This window comes from Xanthomonas arboricola pv. populi, assembly GCF_002939945.1.
Classification (GTDB): Bacteria; Pseudomonadota; Gammaproteobacteria; order Xanthomonadales; family Xanthomonadaceae; genus Xanthomonas; species Xanthomonas arboricola_A.
In genome coordinates this window covers 424,304-438,970 of record NZ_MDEB01000003.1, presented here as the reverse complement: position 1 = coordinate 438,970, position 14,667 = coordinate 424,304, and the positions used below count along the sequence as shown (strand labels likewise).

Below are 14,667 nucleotides of genomic sequence, written 5' to 3'. Positions count from 1 at the left end.
GATGACAGCCGGCCTGATCGAGCCCGCCGGATCGCCGCACGCGCACCTGCGAACGGGCCGATGACCGCACTGCCCGACCGCACGTTGCACACCGTTACAAGCCACTGCGCATGAGGACCACAGCGCAGCGCTGCACGCACTGCGTCTGCCCGCTCCCACTTCGATACATCAAACGCTGCGCTGGGTCAGATGCGCCGCAATCGCCTGCTTGAACGGCGCCACCGCATGCGCCGCGCGCAAGGCGCCCCGCCGCAGCAGGCGGGCCGGCGCACGATCGTCGGTATACAGCGCGGCCAGTGCATTGGTCGCCTCATACAGCGGCCGCGTCGCCAGCCGGTGCGCCCGCTCGTACCCCTGCAGCAGGGCCGCAGCCCCGATGTCGCGCCCGGCTGCGGCAGCGGCGCACACACGCTCGGCCAGGCGCGCCTGGCTCTGCAATCCGAAATTGAAGCCATGCGCGGTGACCGGGTGCATGCCCACCGCCGCATCGCCGATCAGCGCGGCACGCTCGGCGATCAAGCGTTGCGCATACGCCGCCACCAGCGGATAGGCATGCCGGCTGCCGTCCTGCTGCATCGGGCCGAGCCGATGTTCGAACGCCTCGGTCACCGCCGCGCTGAAGTCCGCCGCCTCCATCGCCAGCAAGGCCTCCACCTGTCGCGGCGGCAAGGTCAGCACCGCACCGGCGCGATTGCCCTGCAGCGGCAACAACGCCAGCGTCTTGCCGTAGCCAAACCACTCCCATGCGGCATGCCGGTGCGGCAGCGCATGCCGCATCCGGCACACCAGCATGGTCTTGCCGAAATCACGCAGCTGCGCACCGATGCCGAGCAGGCGCCGGGTGCTGGAAAAACGACTGTCGGCCGCCACCAACAGGCGCGCCGACACCGTTTCCCCATCGGATAACTGCAGCGCCACCCGGTCGCGATACAGCTGCACGGCCTGCAGCGTGCAGGCACAGCGGATCTCCAGCGCAGCTTGCGCCTGCACCGCCTGCCAGGCAGCGCGACGGATCAGATGATTGGGCACCAGCCAGCCCAGATCGCCGGCACCACGCGCGGAGGCGGCGAAGGTCAATGCGAAGTGCGAATGCCCGTCCATGACGCGTGCGTCGCGTAGCGGCGAGATCGCATCGGCGGGAAACTGCTGCCAGATGCCCAGTTGTTCCAGCAGGGCACGCGAGGCGTGGGTCAGGGCGATTTCACGCCCGTCGAATGCAGGATCGGCCAGCTGCGCGCGCGGCTGTTGCTCGACCACCACCACCGACAGACCACTGCCGGCCAACGACCGCGCAAAACTCAGGCCGACCGGCCCGGCACCAACGACTGCGATATCCACCGATTGCATGCCGCGCTCCTTCACCACCGAGACCCAGAGGAGCTAACAAAACTTCGCGTGCGGTGGTCAGGTGGATGCGGTCGGCGCAGAGAAAACGGAACGTACGTGTGGTACATGCCGCACCGAGCACGCCCGCCTGGCGGTGCGCGCGGCAGTCTTGATAGCGTCTGTGAGTCTAACGGCAGTGGTGTCGGCAGGACTTGATCAGGATCAAGCAGCCACCGGAACAGTGGGCCCACCGCGGTTGCAAGCGCGCGATCGGTCGCTGCGTTTTCTCAGCCACCGCCCAGCTATCTGCGCAGACGCAGCCGGGCCTGCCTCACCAACCCAGCAACGCCCGTACCAGCTTGACGATGCCCCAGAACGACACTACCCAGATTGCGCTGCGCAGGTAAGGAATGCCTGCCGCATACGCCGGCACATAGGCCACGCGCGCCCACAGGTACAGCTGCACGCCCAGTGCGGTGTCAGCGTTGGTACGGCCTGCAACGCTCACCGCCAGTACCGCGGCCGCGAAGATCGGGAAGGTCTCCTGATAGTTGCGAAATGCGCGGTCCAGCCGCGCGGCGACGCCGGTCAACGGCTTGGCGTCGCCATCGCGTGCACTGGCATTCCACTTGGTCCCACGCTGGGCGGTCATGCTGGCCGAGGCGGCCAGCAGTTGCACCAGACCGAGCACCATGGCCCAGCCCAGCATCTGCAGTTCGATTGTCAGTTCCATTCTGGATTCCCGATGAGCTGCAGCATTACTTGACCGACGCGCGCAGGCTGTAACCGGCGAGCCGCCAGGTCTTGTCCTCGTCCAGGCGGAACGACACCAGCTCGCGTACCGGCTGCTGCGCCTTGGCAAAGCGGGTCGGGAAGCTGACGTTGATGTACAAACCTTCCGGCACCTGCGCGCCGGCGGCGTATTTGACCCGCGTCACCGAGCCCTGCCCGCGTCCGACCACCGGCCCCAGACGTGCACGCTCGGCGCCGATCTGGGTCACGAAGACATCGCGCTTGACCGCGGTCTTGGCGACGCTGGAGGCGCCATCCCACAGCGAGGCGACCTGGTTGGCATCGACCATCTGCGCCACCCGCAATGCCGCCTGGGTCATCTCGGTGTTCTGTTTGGTCAGCTGCGCCTGCTGCGCCGGGTTGACCGCGGGCGCCGCCGCCTGGGGAGCGGCAACCGGACGTACAGCGGTCTGCGGCTGTTGTGCCAGGACCAGCGAGGGAGCCAACAGCAGCGCGGCAAGCAGACAAGGACGCAACATGGGGCAGATGACCTTCTACGTAACGAATGGACGAGAACCGGCGCAGGGTTCGCGGCGGGTGCGGCAGTGTAAGACGTGCGCTGCATGTCGAGGTGAGTGCGCACCCGGCGCAGGAGCCGGGTGCGGGCAAAACACGCCGGTCACTCGAAAAAACTCAGACTTCGCCGCCGGGCGGAACCGCCGCGACGCCACGCGGCCGCCATAGCCGCCAGCTGATCCATAGCGCGCGGGCGACGGCCACGATCAGCGCCACCAGGCTCAGCCACACTGCCAGCGTCGCCGGCCACTGCATCTGACTGGCCGCAGCGATCACCTGCAGGAGTTCGGCCACGCCGAATCCGGCCAGCACCAGCAACGCCGATGGCAGATAAGCCAGCGCAACACCTTTCGTCTTCCCAAGCATGTCGCCCCCCGGCTCCGTGATATGCCGCGACCATAGGCAGCCGGCAGTGCGATGCGCGTGAAGCTCAGCCGTCGCCCTGGGCGGGGCCTGGCGCGGGCTCGGCGGCGGTCGCCGCGTCCGGTGCCGCGGGTGACGCTCCTGGCTCTGCGTCGACCGCCGCCGCGGCCTGCGGTGCGGCCGTTGCCGGCAACGCGGCGGCATCGGTTTCGGCCAGTGGGCTTTCTTCCGGGCAGGCCGCATCCGGGAAGCCGAAGCGCTGCTTCAATGCCAGGCCGCAAGCGTTGACCGCCTCCAGATCGGCGCCCTCGCCCTTGCACTTGTGATCGAAGGCGACCAGAAACGCGTCCTTGCGCCGCACGAAGGCATCGCCGCACTTGCGCATCTGGCGGATGCGCTCCAGGTCGTCCTGCACCGCGTTGGTGCCATCCAGCCCGTACTCGCGCAGCTCGTCCATCGTCAGCAGGCGCAGGCTGCGGTTGGGCACGGTCATCATCAGGTCGGCCACCGCCACCGCCACGCCGTTGCGCTCCAGATAATCCTTGACGTTGCCGTAGACCTCGCGCAATTCGCGATTGAGTTCCGCGCGCGAGGTGGCCTTGGAACTGATCCGCATCATGCGGTGGATGCCGACCTTGCCGGCCACCAGGCGGTTGTCGCCGGCGGCCAGCACGAACACGCAGGCGCTATGACAGATCGAGCCTTCGCGCACCCAGATGGTCCAGTTGGATTCGCCGATGACATCGCCGGCGCGAATCGCCGCTTCCACCTGCCCGCCGCTGGAATCCAGGTCCAGGATGCGATGCGGCAGCCGCAGTTGCTCGGCCACCGCGGCCAGACGCCACACCAACGCAGCGAAGCCGGCGTTGATCTTGCCGGCGTAGCGCACCCGCAGCAGGCCGGTGTCGCGACACGGCGCCAGCGCCGCCTCCACGCTGGCCCGGTCCAGCGCCGGCAGCAGCGTGCCGTCGCCGGCGTCGCTGCTGTAATCGGTGGCGCAACTGATCCAGGCCTTGCCCGCGTCCAGTTCCGCCTGCGGCCAGCCGGCTTCGCCCGCCTGTGCACGTGGCCGCGGCGGCGGCGCCACCGGCTCGGGCGTATCCACCGACACCATATGGTCGCCATCGCCCTGCCCCGCGCCGCTCTGTTGCGTCGCCGCGGCATCGGCCGAGGTACCGGTGCGGTCGCAGGCCGCCAGTGCCAGGACGCAGGAAAGGGACAGGCAGAGCAGTTTCAGCATGATGTCAGGCAACGGACCGCGACGGAGATCACCCGCAGTCTATGGCTGAATGGGCCAACCGTTTGACCCTGCCATGAACACACCGGCCCGGCGCAACCCTGTCCGAAAACGGCCAGCCGGGGCCGGGGGGAGCGCATAGACTGGCGCCATGCAGACCGCCACGCCCGACCGACTCCAATGCGACCGCGCCCGCCTGGCGCGCGATGCGCGTTTCGACGGGTTGTTCTTCACCGCGGTGCGCAGTACCGGTATCTACTGCCGCCCGGTCTGTCCGGCACCGCCGCCCAAGCCGGGCAACATTAGCTATTACCCCAGCGCGGCGGCAGCCAGTGCCGCCGGCTACCGGCCGTGCCTGCGCTGCCGCCCGGAGCTGTCGCCGCAGGCGCAGCAGCATCTGGGCGAAGAGAGCGTGCAACGCGCACTGGCGATGATCGCCGACGGCGCCCTGCACGAGCAGCCGGTGCAGACCCTGGCCGATGCGGTGGGCCTGAGCGCGCGCCAGCTGCAGCGGCAGTTCGTGCAACAGATCGGTGCCACCCCGATCCAGGTACATGGCACGCGCCGGCTGCTGCTGGCCAAGCAGCTGCTGACCGAGACCGCATTGCCGGTCACCGAAGTGGCACTGGCGGCCGGCTTCAACAGTCTGCGTCGCTTCAATGCGGCGTTCCTGGAGGGCTGCGGGATGCCGCCGTCGGCGCTGCGCAAGCAGCGCGCGGAGGTGCCGGGTGGCGCGTTGACCCTGCGCCTGGGCTACCGCCCGCCGCTGGATCTGCCGGCGATGCTGGCATTCCTGCGGCGCCGCGCGATTCCCGGCATCGAGCAGGTCGACGCCAGCGGCTACCGGCGCGTGATCGGCACACCGGGCAACGCGACGCTGATCGAGGTCAGCGCGGCGCCGCAGCGTGCGGAGTTGTTGCTGCGCATCGGCGCGACCGACCCGCGCCAGATTCCGCAGATCGTGCGGCGGGTGCGCCGCCTGTTCGATCTGGATGCGGACCTGCAGGCGGTGCACGCCACGCTGGCGGCCGAGCCGCTGCTGGCCGAGGCGATCGCGCGCCGTCCCGGCCTGCGCGTGCCGGGCGGCTGGGACGGCTTCGAAGTGGCCGTGCGCGCCGTGCTGGGCCAGCAGATCAGCGTGGCCGGTGCGGCGACGCTGGCGGCACGGCTGGTCGATTGCCATGGCGGTCATCATGTGGAGATGCCGCCTGGCCTGGACCGCATCTTTCCGACCCCGGCACAGCTGGCCGAGGCGCCACTGGAACACCTCGGCCTGCCGCGTGCGCGCGCCGCCACGCTGCGTGCGCTGGCCTCGGCGTGTGCGCAAGGGCGGCTGCATTTCGGTGCCGGCCAGCGCCTGCCCGAGTTCGTCGCCGCGTGCACTGCGTTGCCCGGCATCGGGCCGTGGACCGCGCACTACATCGCCATGCGTGCGCTGTCGCATCCGGACGCGTTTCCGGCCGGCGACCTGATCCTGCAGCAGGTACTCGGCACCCCCGAGCGCCTGAGCGAGCGTGCCACCGAAGCGCGCTCGCAGGCCTGGCGGCCGTGGCGCGCCTACGCCGTATTGCACCTTTGGCATCTCGCTGTCGATCGCAAGGACACCCGCCCATGAGTACGTTGTATTACGACACCTTCCCTTCGCCGATCGGCGCGCTCAGCGTGGCCGCCGATGCTGCCGGCGTGCACCACATCCTGTTCGCGCAGAACCGCTACGACGCGATCGGCCGCGCGCGTTGGCAGCATGACCCCGATGCGCCGCTGGTGCGCGAGGCACGCGAGCAATTGCTCGACTACCTGTATGGCGGGCGACGCAGCTTCGATCTGCCATTGGCCCCGACCGGCACGCCGTTTCAGCTGCAGGTCTGGCACACGCTGGCGCAGATTCCCTTCGGGCAGACCTGGAGCTATGCGCAACTCGCGCACGCGGTGGGACGCCCCGCCGCCAGCCGCGCGGTCGGCGCTGCCAATGGACGCAATCCACTCCCGATCGTGCTGCCCTGCCACCGCGTGATCGGCGCCAACGGTGCGCTGACCGGCTTCGGCGGCGGCCTGCCGACCAAGCAGGCCTTGTTGCAGCTGGAAGGCTGGTCGCCGCGCCAGCGCGTAGCGGCCGACGATCTGTTCGCCACATCTGCCACAGCTGGCACGCGGTGACTTCGCGACGTCATTGCGAGGCCGTAAACTGGGGCGATGATCGATCGACGTCTTGTGTTCGCCGCGACCGCACTCGCGCTGCTCGCGGCCTGTAGTTCTCACGCCCCTTCGCGCAGTACGCCAGCGCCCGTCCCGGCGGCGCCCGCGTCGGCAGACGCACCGCACAGCGATTTACCGCACAGCGTGCTGCTGATCTCCATCGATGGCCTGCGCGCCGACATGCTCGATCGCGGCATCACACCGAATCTGTCGCAGCTCGCGCACGATGGCGTACGTGCGCGCTGGATGACGCCCTCGTACCCGTCGCTGACCTTTCCCAATCACTACACACTGGTCACCGGCCTGCGCCCGGACCATCACGGCATCGTGCACAACAGCATGCGCGATGCGACGCTGGGCGGCTTCTGGCTGAGCAAGCCGGATGCGGTCGGCGATGCGCGCTGGTGGGGCGGCGAGCCGCTGTGGGTCGGTGCGGAAACGCACGGCCTGCATGCCGCGACCTGGTCATGGCCCGGCAGCGAGGCGGCGATCGGCGGCGTGCGCCCCACGCGCTGGCGCCACTACGAAGAAGGCACCCGTCTGGACGCGCGCGTGGACGAAGTGCGGGGCTGGCTGGCCGCCTCCGGCGCCGACCGCAACCGCCTGGTCACGCTGTACTTCGAACACGTGGACGAAGCCGGCCACGACCACGGGCCGGAGTCACGCGAATACGCCGACAACGTGCGTGCGGTGGACGGCGCGATCGGCCGGCTGCTGGCCGGCATGCAGCGCGACGGCACGCGCGAGCGCACCAACATCGTCGTGGTCTCCGATCACGGCATGGCCGAGGTGGCGCCCGGGCATGCGATCAGCGTGGAAGACATGGCGCGGCCAGACATCGCCACCGCCGTCACCGACGGGCAGGTGATCGGCTTTGCGCCGTTGCCAGGACAGCAGGCCCGCGCCGAAGCCGGCCTGCTCGGTGCGCATGCGCAGTACGACTGCTGGCGCAAGGCGGAGCTGCCCGCACGCTGGCACTACGGCACGCATCCGCGCATTCCGCCGATCGTGTGCCAGATGCACGAAGGTTGGGATGCATTGTTCCCGGACAAACTGGCCAAGCGCCCGCGCGATCAGAGGCGCGGCTCGCACGGCTTCGATCCGGCGCTGCCGTCGATGCGCGCGGTGTTCCTGGCGCAGGGCCCGGATCTGGCGCAGGGCAAGACCTTGCCGGGTTTCGACAACGTCGATGTGTATTCCCTGATGACTCGGCTGTTGGGAATTCCTGCCGCGCCCAACGATGGCAATCCCGCCACGCTGTTGCCGGCCCTGCGCGTGCCGCCGGCCGCCACACGCTGAGGGAGGCGGCGCGGCCGCACTGCGTGGCTGCGACAATGGCGGCATGTCTGCTTCTGATCCCTCGCCGCTTCGGCTGCGGCCGTTGTTGTCCAGCGAAGCATCGCTACGCCGGCGCAGTCCGGTGCACGGCCACGCGGTGGCCGGCCACGAGTTCGGGCTGATGAAGCTGCTGGCCAATCTGGTCTCGTACCTGGCCGGCGTTCCGGGCGGATTGTTCTCGCCGGCGCTGGCGGTGGGTGCCGGAATCGGCCACAACCTGTCGGTGCTGATGCCGGGCGTGGATCCGCGCACCTTCGTGCTGCCGGGCATGTGCGCGTACCTGACCGGCGTGACCCAGGCCCCGTTGACCTCGGCGGTGATCTCGCCGGAACTCACCGACAGCAGCCAGATGCTGTTGCCGATCCTGGCTACCGTGCTGATCGCACGCGCAATGTCCGGGCTGGTGTGCAAGACGCCGCTCTATCGCGGCCTGGCCGCCGAACAATTGCTGGCGCCGAGGCCGACATACCCACCAACCGCTGCGGCAACGACGCGCTAACACCATCTGCGCCGATGCCGCACATAAAAAAACGCGGCGCAAGCGCCGCGTTCTGCTGTCGCGAAGCGGGCTGAAGGATCAGCCGGCCTTGGCGACGGTCTTCTTGGCGACAGCCTTCTTGGCCGGGGCCTTGACCACGCCCTTCTTGGCAACCGGGGCAGCTGCACCCACGACAACCTTGCTCACCGCGTGCGAACGCGAATTGCCGTAGCTGGAATTGTAGCGCTTGCCCTTGGCGGTCTTGCGGTCACCCTTACCCATGTTCGTCGACTCCTGAATGTGAATGCTGAATACAAAATCCCCGCGCTGAACACGGGTCTGGCGAGGTTTACGCCGGCGGCGCCCTCGCGCAAGGCCGGCAAGCCTACCACGTAGGCCCCGGCCCGCGCAGCCTGGGCTAGTGCGCGCAGGTGGCGTCGTGGACGTGGGCGTGCCCGTGGTTCAGACGCAGATTGACCAGGTGTGCGATGCCGACCAGCGCACCACCGAGCGTCATCACCACCGCATGCGGCACCAACGCGTGGTGCAGCGGGTCGTACAGCAGGCCGGCCCACAGCAGCAACAAACCCGGCAGCAACAGCGCCAGCGCGTGCAGCGCCTTGTGCCGGCGGTAGCCCAGTACCAGGCTGAACAGGCCCAGCAGTGTCACGAACACCACGATGGTCAGTTCGACCCCATCGCCCAGCCAGAACGACAACCCCAGCGAAGGCGCCAGGGCAAGCAGCAGCGGCAGCACTGCGCAATGCACGGCGCACAGCAGCGAACCGGTCGCACCGAAGCGGTCGAGCGCATGTCGAAGGGACGGTAGAGGCATGACTTCCAGCAGGGGCTCGTGACGATGTGGAATAATATAACATCTTCCTTGTTCCAGGCCCGCACCACTGCATCGCGCAGGTGAGCGGGTCCTGCCGTCGGCGCAGTGCCAAGCTGCGCCTTATTGTTGATATAAAGTAACAATCACAGAGTCCGACCCACCATGCACCCTCGCCCCGCTTTCTCGTTCCGTCGCTCCACGCTCTCGCTGGCGTTGACCAGCCTGCTGACGCCCGCCCTGGCCATGGCCGAGGACGCGCCGGCAGTTGGCGATCCGCAGGCCCCGCCCGGCTCGGACACGCGCCACGACGTCACCCATTCCAGCGGCCGCCATATTAAGGACCTGGACAAGGTGGTCGTCACCGCCAGCCCGCTGCGCGATGCGGCCGGCGCGTTGAGCCGCCCGGTCGAGGTGCTGGCCGGCGAGCGTCTGGACGAGGTGCGCAGTTCCAGCCTGGGCGAGACCGTGGCCAGCCTGCCCGGCGTGCAGAGTTCCAACTTTGGCCCCGGCGTCGGCCGGCCGATCATCCGTGGCCTGGACGGCCCGCGCGTGGCGGTGCTGCGCGACGGCCTGTCGACCCAGGACGTGTCCACGGTCAGCCAGGATCACTCCCCGGCGATCGAGCCGTTCCTGGCCAACCAGATCGAAGTGCTCAAGGGCCCGTCCACGCTGCTGTACGGCTCCGGCGCGATCGGCGGCGTGGTCAACGTGGTCGACGGGCGCATTGCCGAAACCCCGGTGGACGGCTTCAGCGGCCGTGCCGAAGTGCGCTTCGACGGCGGCGACAAGGACGGCAACACCGACATGTTCCGCGTCGATGCCGGCAATGGCAGCGGGCTGTCGATCCATGCCGACGGCGTGTACCGCAACCAGAACGATTACGACACCCCGCAGGGGCGCCAGGCCAATTCCTGGATCGACTCCAAGGTCGGCTCGGTCGGCGCCTCGCTGTCCGGCGACTGGGGTTTTGTCGGCCTGTCGGCCTCGCGCTTCCGCGACAACTACGGCAACCCCGGCGAGCCGGGCGACCCGACGATCGGCGAGCGCGGGGTGTCGTTGAAGCTGCAGCAGGACCGCTACGACCTCAAGGGCGGGCTGACCGATCCCTGGGGCGAAGGCAGTGCGCTGCGCTACAGCTTCGGCCACACCGATTACGCGCACACCGAGTTCGAAGGCGAAGAAGTCGGCACCGTGTTCACCAAGCGCGCCAACGAAGGCCGCGTGGAAGCCTCGTTCACCTTCGGCGGCGGCTGGCAGACCGCGTTCGGCCTGCAGGGCAGCGACGCCACCTTCCAGGCGATCGGCGAAGAATCCTTCGTGCCCAAGACCGACACCCGCTCGCTCGGCGTGTTCGGCGTTGCGCGCAACAGCTGGGAGCGCGTCACCGCCGAGATCGGCGCGCGCGTGGACAAGGTCAAGTACCGCACCGACATCGGCGTGGACCGCGACTTCACCCCGACCAGCTTCTCGGCCAGCGGCGGCTTCCGCTTCAACGAACAGTGGCGCCTGACCGCCAACCTCGACCATGCCGAACGCGCGCCGGCCGAAGAGGAACTGTTCGCCAACGGCCCGCATATCGCCACCCTCGCCTACGAGATCGGCGATGCGGATCTGACGACCGAAAAGGCCAACCAGGCCGAGCTCGGGTTGAACTTCCAGAACGCATGGGTGGATGCAAAGATCGCCGCGTACTACAACCGCTACAACGATTTCGTCTACATCGCCGATACCGGCGGCCAATGGTTCAACGAAGAAGACAACGACTTCCTGCCGATCCGCCAGTGGACGCAGAACGATGCGGTCTTCCACGGTTTCGAAGGCGAGGCCACCTTCCATCTGGCCGACAACGACACCGGCGCATGGGACCTGCGCGTGTTCGGCGACACCGTGCGTGCGCGCCTGAAGGATGGCGGCAACCTGCCGCGCATCGCACCGGGCCGGGTCGGCGCGCAGATGCGCTGGAACGCCGATGCATGGCGCGCCTCGCTCGGCGCCACCCGCACCATGAAGCAGGACAAGGTGGCGGCGAACGAGACCCCGACCGACGGCTATACCTTCGTCGATGCGCATCTGGCCTACCACGTGGACCGCGGCAGCAACGCGTGGGAAGTGTTCCTGGACGGCAACAACCTGACCAACCAGGACGCACGCGTGCACACCTCCTTCCTCAAGGACGATGTGATGCTTCCCGGCCGCAGCGCCTCGTTCGGCGTGCGCCTGTTCTTCTGACGGTACCTCTCTCCCGACGTCATAAGCGAGGCCGCCCCCGGGCGGCCTCGTCATGTCCGGCGGCAGGACTGCCGGTCTCGGTGCGCTGCAATCCCGCACGTCCCGGCGTGGCGATGGCAGTTCTGCGCCGCGTCGGTCGCAGCAACGAACCGATGCGCTGCGTTGCCCGGGCCGGCTCGATGCGCCGCTGATCACGCGCCAGGCCACCAGCCTGCTTCGTGGAGCCGATCCATCGCCAGCCCGGGAACGGCAACGCGTCGATCAGCTTCGCGCTGGCGGCAGGGCAACCGGTCCGGGGCACGTGCAGCCGGTGTTCGGCACGATCGCCGGTGCGCACAGTGGTGCGCGTTGAAACAGCGCCGCATGCGGTCCGATATCGACATGGGTGCGGTGCGCACGTGCTGTTTGGCGCCTTGCCGCATTGATCGATGGCGAGCCCGTCGCCTGCGCAGCTTGCCGCGGCGCACAACAGCTTTTGCCGGCAACTCCGTTAGAACAACAGCGCGACGTGTGTCGCTGCGTTGCGCGACCGGCCTCTGTCACGTGCTGCCGGTCACTCGTTGGCGGCGCGTGCACGATTGCGCGCAATGCCGCCAGCTGCGACACCATCCCAGGAGAGCTTTCATGACCGCATCGATGCCCCGCTATGCCCTGTCCCTTGCCATCGGCGCACTGCTTGCGCCTGCCGTGCACGCGCAGACCTCGACCGCGGAGCCTCGCAGCGACGCCACCACGCTGGATGCGGTGATCGTCAGCGGCACCGCGCGCTTCAAGGGCCTGGCCAAGCGCGATGCCAGCTTCTCGATCACCACGGCCAGCCCCGAGCAGATCCAGCAGGCCGTCCCGCAGAGCACTGCGGACCTGTTGAAGATCGTGCCTGGCGTGTGGGCCGAGCCCAGCGGCGGCGGCACCGGTGCCAATATCTTCGTGCGCGGCATGCCGTCCGAAGGCGATGCGCCGTTCGTGACCATGCAACTGGATGGTTCGCCGCTGTTTCCGCCGCCGACCCTGTCGTTCCTGGAGAATTCCACGCTGTTCCGCGTCGACGACACGGTCGAGCGCATGGAGGTGTTGCGTGGCGGCTCCAGCCCGATCTTCTCAAACGGGCAGCCGGGGCTGACCGTCAACTTCATCCAGAAGAAAGGCCAGGACGAGCCCGAAGGCAGCGTGCGCCTGACCGGCGGCAACAACGCCCTGCACCGCATCGACGTGTTCAACAGCGGGCCGATGGGCAATGGCTGGTACTACAGCGTGGGCGGCTTCTTTCGCCAGACCGATGGCGTGCGCGACCCGCAGTTTTCCGCCGACAAGGGCGGCCAGTTCAGCGCCACCTTGAGCAAGCGCTGGGACAGCGGCGAGCTGTCGTTCTACGCGCGGCATACCGACGACAACAACGCCTTCTATACCGCCATTCCGCTGCTGTCGCGCAACAACGGCAACGATCTGTCCAGTTTCCCCGGCTTGAATGCGCAGACCGGCACCCTGCTCGGCCGCGATTTCCGCAACGTGGATCTGCTGGTCGGGCCGAACGGCGAAACCATCCAGCGCGATCTGGCCGACGGACGCGGCGTCAACATCGATGTGTTCGGCGGCGAATTGAACTGGGAGACCGGCGACTGGACCATCGCCGATCGCTTCAATGTGATGAGCGGCAGCGCGCCGACCTATGCGCTGTTCACCGGCGATGCGCCGCAGCGGCTGGGCGACTTCATCGCCGGCTATGGCAGCACCGGCAGCGGCCGTTTCACCAACGGCGGCGGCGCGGTCGACCCGAATCAGCAGGTGCTGGAAGCCGGCTGGTGGTCGGTGGACAAGCGCCTGAACTCGCTCACCAACGACCTGCGCCTGAGCCGCGAACTGTTCGCCGGCAATACGCTCACCGTGGGTGTGTACTACGCCCGGTATTCCTCGGCCGACACCTGGTATCTGGGCAACACCATGCTGCTCACCGCGCAGAACAACGCGCGCCGTATCGACGTGGATCTGGCTGACGGGCGCCAGGCCACGCGCCAGGGATTTACCGGCACCGCGTTCTTCAACCTCCGCGCCAACTACGACGGCGAGAACGTCGCCGCCTTCGTCGCCGACGAATGGGAGCTCAACGCGCGGCTGCGCCTGGACCTGGGTGCACGCTACGAACACCAGAGCGTCACCGGCGACGTGCACGACACCGCCACGGTGGATCTGGACGGCAACCCGGCCACGCTGTACGACAACGCCACCTCGCTGGCACTGGCCAGCACGCGCCGCATCGACCAGGACGATGAGGCGTTCTCGTGGACGGCGGGCCTGAACTTCAAGCTCAACGACAACAACAGCCTGTTCGCGCGCGCCAACTCGGGGGTGAAGTTCCCCGGCTTCGACAATCTGCGCGATGGCCAGAATCGCGTGCAGGACGTGGATCAGTACGAGCTGGGGCTCAAGTCCGGCGCCAGCAGCTACGACCTGTACCTGACCGCGTTCTACAACACCTTCAAGAACTCGCCGTTCCAGGCGTTCCTGGCCAATGGCGCCAACTTCACCACCGTTGGCGATTCACGCGCGCGCGGGCTGGAAGTGGAAGGCGCCATCCGCCCGTTCGGCGGCTTCGAGCTGGCCGGCACCGGGGTGTGGCTGGATGCGAAGTACCGCAACTACCGCGAGTTCACCGGCAACCAGGTGATGCGTCAGCCCAAGCGCCAGTTCCGCGTCACGCCCAGTTACTACTGGATGCTGCCGTTCGGCGACCTGAAGGTTTTTGCCACCTATTCCTACATCGGCGATCGCTTTGCCGACCTGGCCAACAGCCAGCGGCTGCCGCACTACGACATGCTCGACATCGGCGCCAATCTGCATGTGGGCGAGCACTGGGAAGTGACCGCCAGCGGCAGCAACGTCACCGACACGCTGGGCCTGACCGAAGGCAATGTGCGCGTACCGGGTGCAGCGACCGGCGGGGTGTTCATGGGCCGGCCGATCGCCGGGCGGCAGTACCAGATGTCGGTGGCGTACCGCTGGTAGATGGCGCAATCAAGACATCAAGGCCTTGATGTCCGGCCACACGCGGCATCGAGGCCTTTGCCCCTCGTGGCAGCACATGCTGTCACCTGGGCGGTGCGTGCATACGCCGCATTCAACGATGCGGGATGCATGGGTGACGGTGCAGGCAGCGGCCACCGCCCTCTCGCAAAGCACCTCCAGTCGTGAATCGTATGGCATCGCCTCCCTGCGACCCATGCGCACCACCGTCGCACTCCGCATAGTGCGACGAACCGGACGCGAAGCAGATCCGCGCATCGCGATGCTTTCTGTCAATGAATAATCGACAGATCGCTACAGATCGCTACAGATCCTGTGCGGAAAACTTCGCATCGCGAG

At 67.9% G+C, this 14,667-nt stretch carries 12 protein-coding genes, 1 other RNA gene and 1 pseudogene; 6 read left to right on the top strand and 8 right to left on the bottom strand.

Annotated elements, in window-relative coordinates:
* Positions 1–168: 168 nt before the first annotated feature.
* The 6 genes from ubiM to XaplCFBP3123_RS11330 all read right to left on the bottom strand — a co-directional run bounded on the left by ubiM (position 169) and on the right by XaplCFBP3123_RS11330 (position 4,237).
* Positions 169–1,347 carry a 5-demethoxyubiquinol-8 5-hydroxylase UbiM gene (ubiM, locus tag XaplCFBP3123_RS11355; protein ID WP_104534254.1) on the bottom strand — a complete coding sequence of 393 codons (1,179 nt, stop codon included), beginning with the start codon at positions 1,345–1,347 and terminating at the stop codon, positions 169–171.
* Between the two features lie 31 nt (positions 1,348–1,378).
* A non-coding RNA gene (locus XaplCFBP3123_RS11350) (sX9 sRNA) lies at positions 1,379–1,454 on the bottom strand.
* Positions 1,455–1,657: 203 nt separating this feature from the next.
* Complete coding sequence (locus XaplCFBP3123_RS11345; RefSeq protein ID WP_039522329.1) at positions 1,658–2,059, bottom strand: MAPEG family protein; 402 nt, start codon at positions 2,057–2,059, stop codon at positions 1,658–1,660.
* Positions 2,060–2,084: 25 nt separating this feature from the next.
* Entirely contained in the window at positions 2,085–2,597 is a 513-nt protein-coding gene (locus XaplCFBP3123_RS11340) for a DUF4019 domain-containing protein (protein WP_104534121.1), read from the bottom strand.
* Positions 2,598–2,751: 154 nt separating this feature from the next.
* Positions 2,752–3,000 (bottom strand): hypothetical protein, encoded by a 249-nt coding sequence (locus XaplCFBP3123_RS11335; RefSeq protein WP_104534120.1) that lies wholly within the window; start codon positions 2,998–3,000, stop codon positions 2,752–2,754.
* A 64-nt stretch (positions 3,001–3,064) separates the two neighbouring features.
* Positions 3,065–4,237, bottom strand: coding sequence for a hypothetical protein (locus XaplCFBP3123_RS11330; RefSeq protein ID WP_104534119.1), 1,173 nt, complete (start codon positions 4,235–4,237; stop codon positions 3,065–3,067).
* A gap of 148 nt (positions 4,238–4,385) precedes the next feature.
* Between XaplCFBP3123_RS11330 and XaplCFBP3123_RS11325 the strand changes: the two genes are divergently transcribed.
* The 4 genes and pseudogenes from XaplCFBP3123_RS11325 to XaplCFBP3123_RS11310 all read left to right on the top strand — a co-directional run.
* Positions 4,386–5,849: an AlkA N-terminal domain-containing protein gene (locus XaplCFBP3123_RS11325; RefSeq protein WP_104534118.1), complete on the top strand. Its 1,464-nt coding sequence runs from the start codon at positions 4,386–4,388 to the stop codon at positions 5,847–5,849.
* Positions 5,846–6,391 (top strand): methylated-DNA--[protein]-cysteine S-methyltransferase, encoded by a 546-nt coding sequence (locus XaplCFBP3123_RS11320; protein ID WP_104534117.1) that lies wholly within the window; start codon positions 5,846–5,848, stop codon positions 6,389–6,391. The genes XaplCFBP3123_RS11325 and XaplCFBP3123_RS11320 overlap by 4 nt, the downstream gene beginning before the upstream one ends.
* A 36-nt stretch (positions 6,392–6,427) precedes the next feature.
* Positions 6,428–7,729, top strand: a complete 1,302-nt coding sequence (locus tag XaplCFBP3123_RS11315; RefSeq protein WP_104534116.1) for an ectonucleotide pyrophosphatase/phosphodiesterase — start codon at positions 6,428–6,430, stop codon at positions 7,727–7,729.
* A 112-nt stretch (positions 7,730–7,841) separates the two neighbouring features.
* Positions 7,842–8,267 (top strand): annotated as a pseudogene (locus XaplCFBP3123_RS11310) (chloride channel protein); the annotation flags it as partial.
* A gap of 78 nt (positions 8,268–8,345) precedes the next feature.
* Here the strand turns inward: XaplCFBP3123_RS11310 and XaplCFBP3123_RS11305 are convergent.
* Both XaplCFBP3123_RS11305 and XaplCFBP3123_RS11300 read right to left on the bottom strand, forming a co-directional pair.
* Positions 8,346–8,528 (bottom strand): 30S ribosomal protein THX, encoded by a 183-nt coding sequence (locus XaplCFBP3123_RS11305; RefSeq protein ID WP_016904806.1) that lies wholly within the window; start codon positions 8,526–8,528, stop codon positions 8,346–8,348.
* Positions 8,529–8,664: 136 nt separating this feature from the next.
* Positions 8,665–9,081, bottom strand: coding sequence for a MerC domain-containing protein (locus XaplCFBP3123_RS11300; protein ID WP_104534115.1), 417 nt, complete (start codon positions 9,079–9,081; stop codon positions 8,665–8,667).
* Between the two features lie 162 nt (positions 9,082–9,243).
* Between XaplCFBP3123_RS11300 and XaplCFBP3123_RS11295 the strand changes: the two genes are divergently transcribed.
* Both XaplCFBP3123_RS11295 and XaplCFBP3123_RS11290 read left to right on the top strand, forming a co-directional pair.
* Entirely contained in the window at positions 9,244–11,310 is a 2,067-nt protein-coding gene (locus XaplCFBP3123_RS11295; RefSeq protein WP_104534114.1) for a TonB-dependent receptor, read from the top strand.
* A 624-nt stretch (positions 11,311–11,934) separates the two neighbouring features.
* Positions 11,935–14,310: a TonB-dependent receptor gene (locus XaplCFBP3123_RS11290; RefSeq protein WP_104534113.1), complete on the top strand. Its 2,376-nt coding sequence runs from the start codon at positions 11,935–11,937 to the stop codon at positions 14,308–14,310.
* Positions 14,311–14,667: the final 357 nt, after the last annotated feature.

Coding starts and splice junctions, on each gene's coding strand:
- ubiM (WP_104534254.1), bottom strand. CDS start 1,347: ATGCAATCGGTGGATATCGCAGTCGTTGGTGCCGGGCCGGTCGGCCTG.
- XaplCFBP3123_RS11345 (WP_039522329.1), bottom strand. CDS start 2,059: ATGGAACTGACAATCGAACTGCAGATGCTGGGCTGGGCCATGGTGCTC.
- XaplCFBP3123_RS11340 (WP_104534121.1), bottom strand. CDS start 2,597: ATGTTGCGTCCTTGTCTGCTTGCCGCGCTGCTGTTGGCTCCCTCGCTG.
- XaplCFBP3123_RS11335 (WP_104534120.1), bottom strand. CDS start 3,000: ATGCTTGGGAAGACGAAAGGTGTTGCGCTGGCTTATCTGCCATCGGCG.
- XaplCFBP3123_RS11330 (WP_104534119.1), bottom strand. CDS start 4,237: ATGCTGAAACTGCTCTGCCTGTCCCTTTCCTGCGTCCTGGCACTGGCG.
- XaplCFBP3123_RS11325 (WP_104534118.1), top strand. CDS start 4,386: ATGCAGACCGCCACGCCCGACCGACTCCAATGCGACCGCGCCCGCCTG.
- XaplCFBP3123_RS11320 (WP_104534117.1), top strand. CDS start 5,846: ATGAGTACGTTGTATTACGACACCTTCCCTTCGCCGATCGGCGCGCTC.
- XaplCFBP3123_RS11315 (WP_104534116.1), top strand. CDS start 6,428: ATGATCGATCGACGTCTTGTGTTCGCCGCGACCGCACTCGCGCTGCTC.
- XaplCFBP3123_RS11305 (WP_016904806.1), bottom strand. CDS start 8,528: ATGGGTAAGGGTGACCGCAAGACCGCCAAGGGCAAGCGCTACAATTCC.
- XaplCFBP3123_RS11300 (WP_104534115.1), bottom strand. CDS start 9,081: ATGCCTCTACCGTCCCTTCGACATGCGCTCGACCGCTTCGGTGCGACC.
- XaplCFBP3123_RS11295 (WP_104534114.1), top strand. CDS start 9,244: ATGCACCCTCGCCCCGCTTTCTCGTTCCGTCGCTCCACGCTCTCGCTG.
- XaplCFBP3123_RS11290 (WP_104534113.1), top strand. CDS start 11,935: ATGACCGCATCGATGCCCCGCTATGCCCTGTCCCTTGCCATCGGCGCA.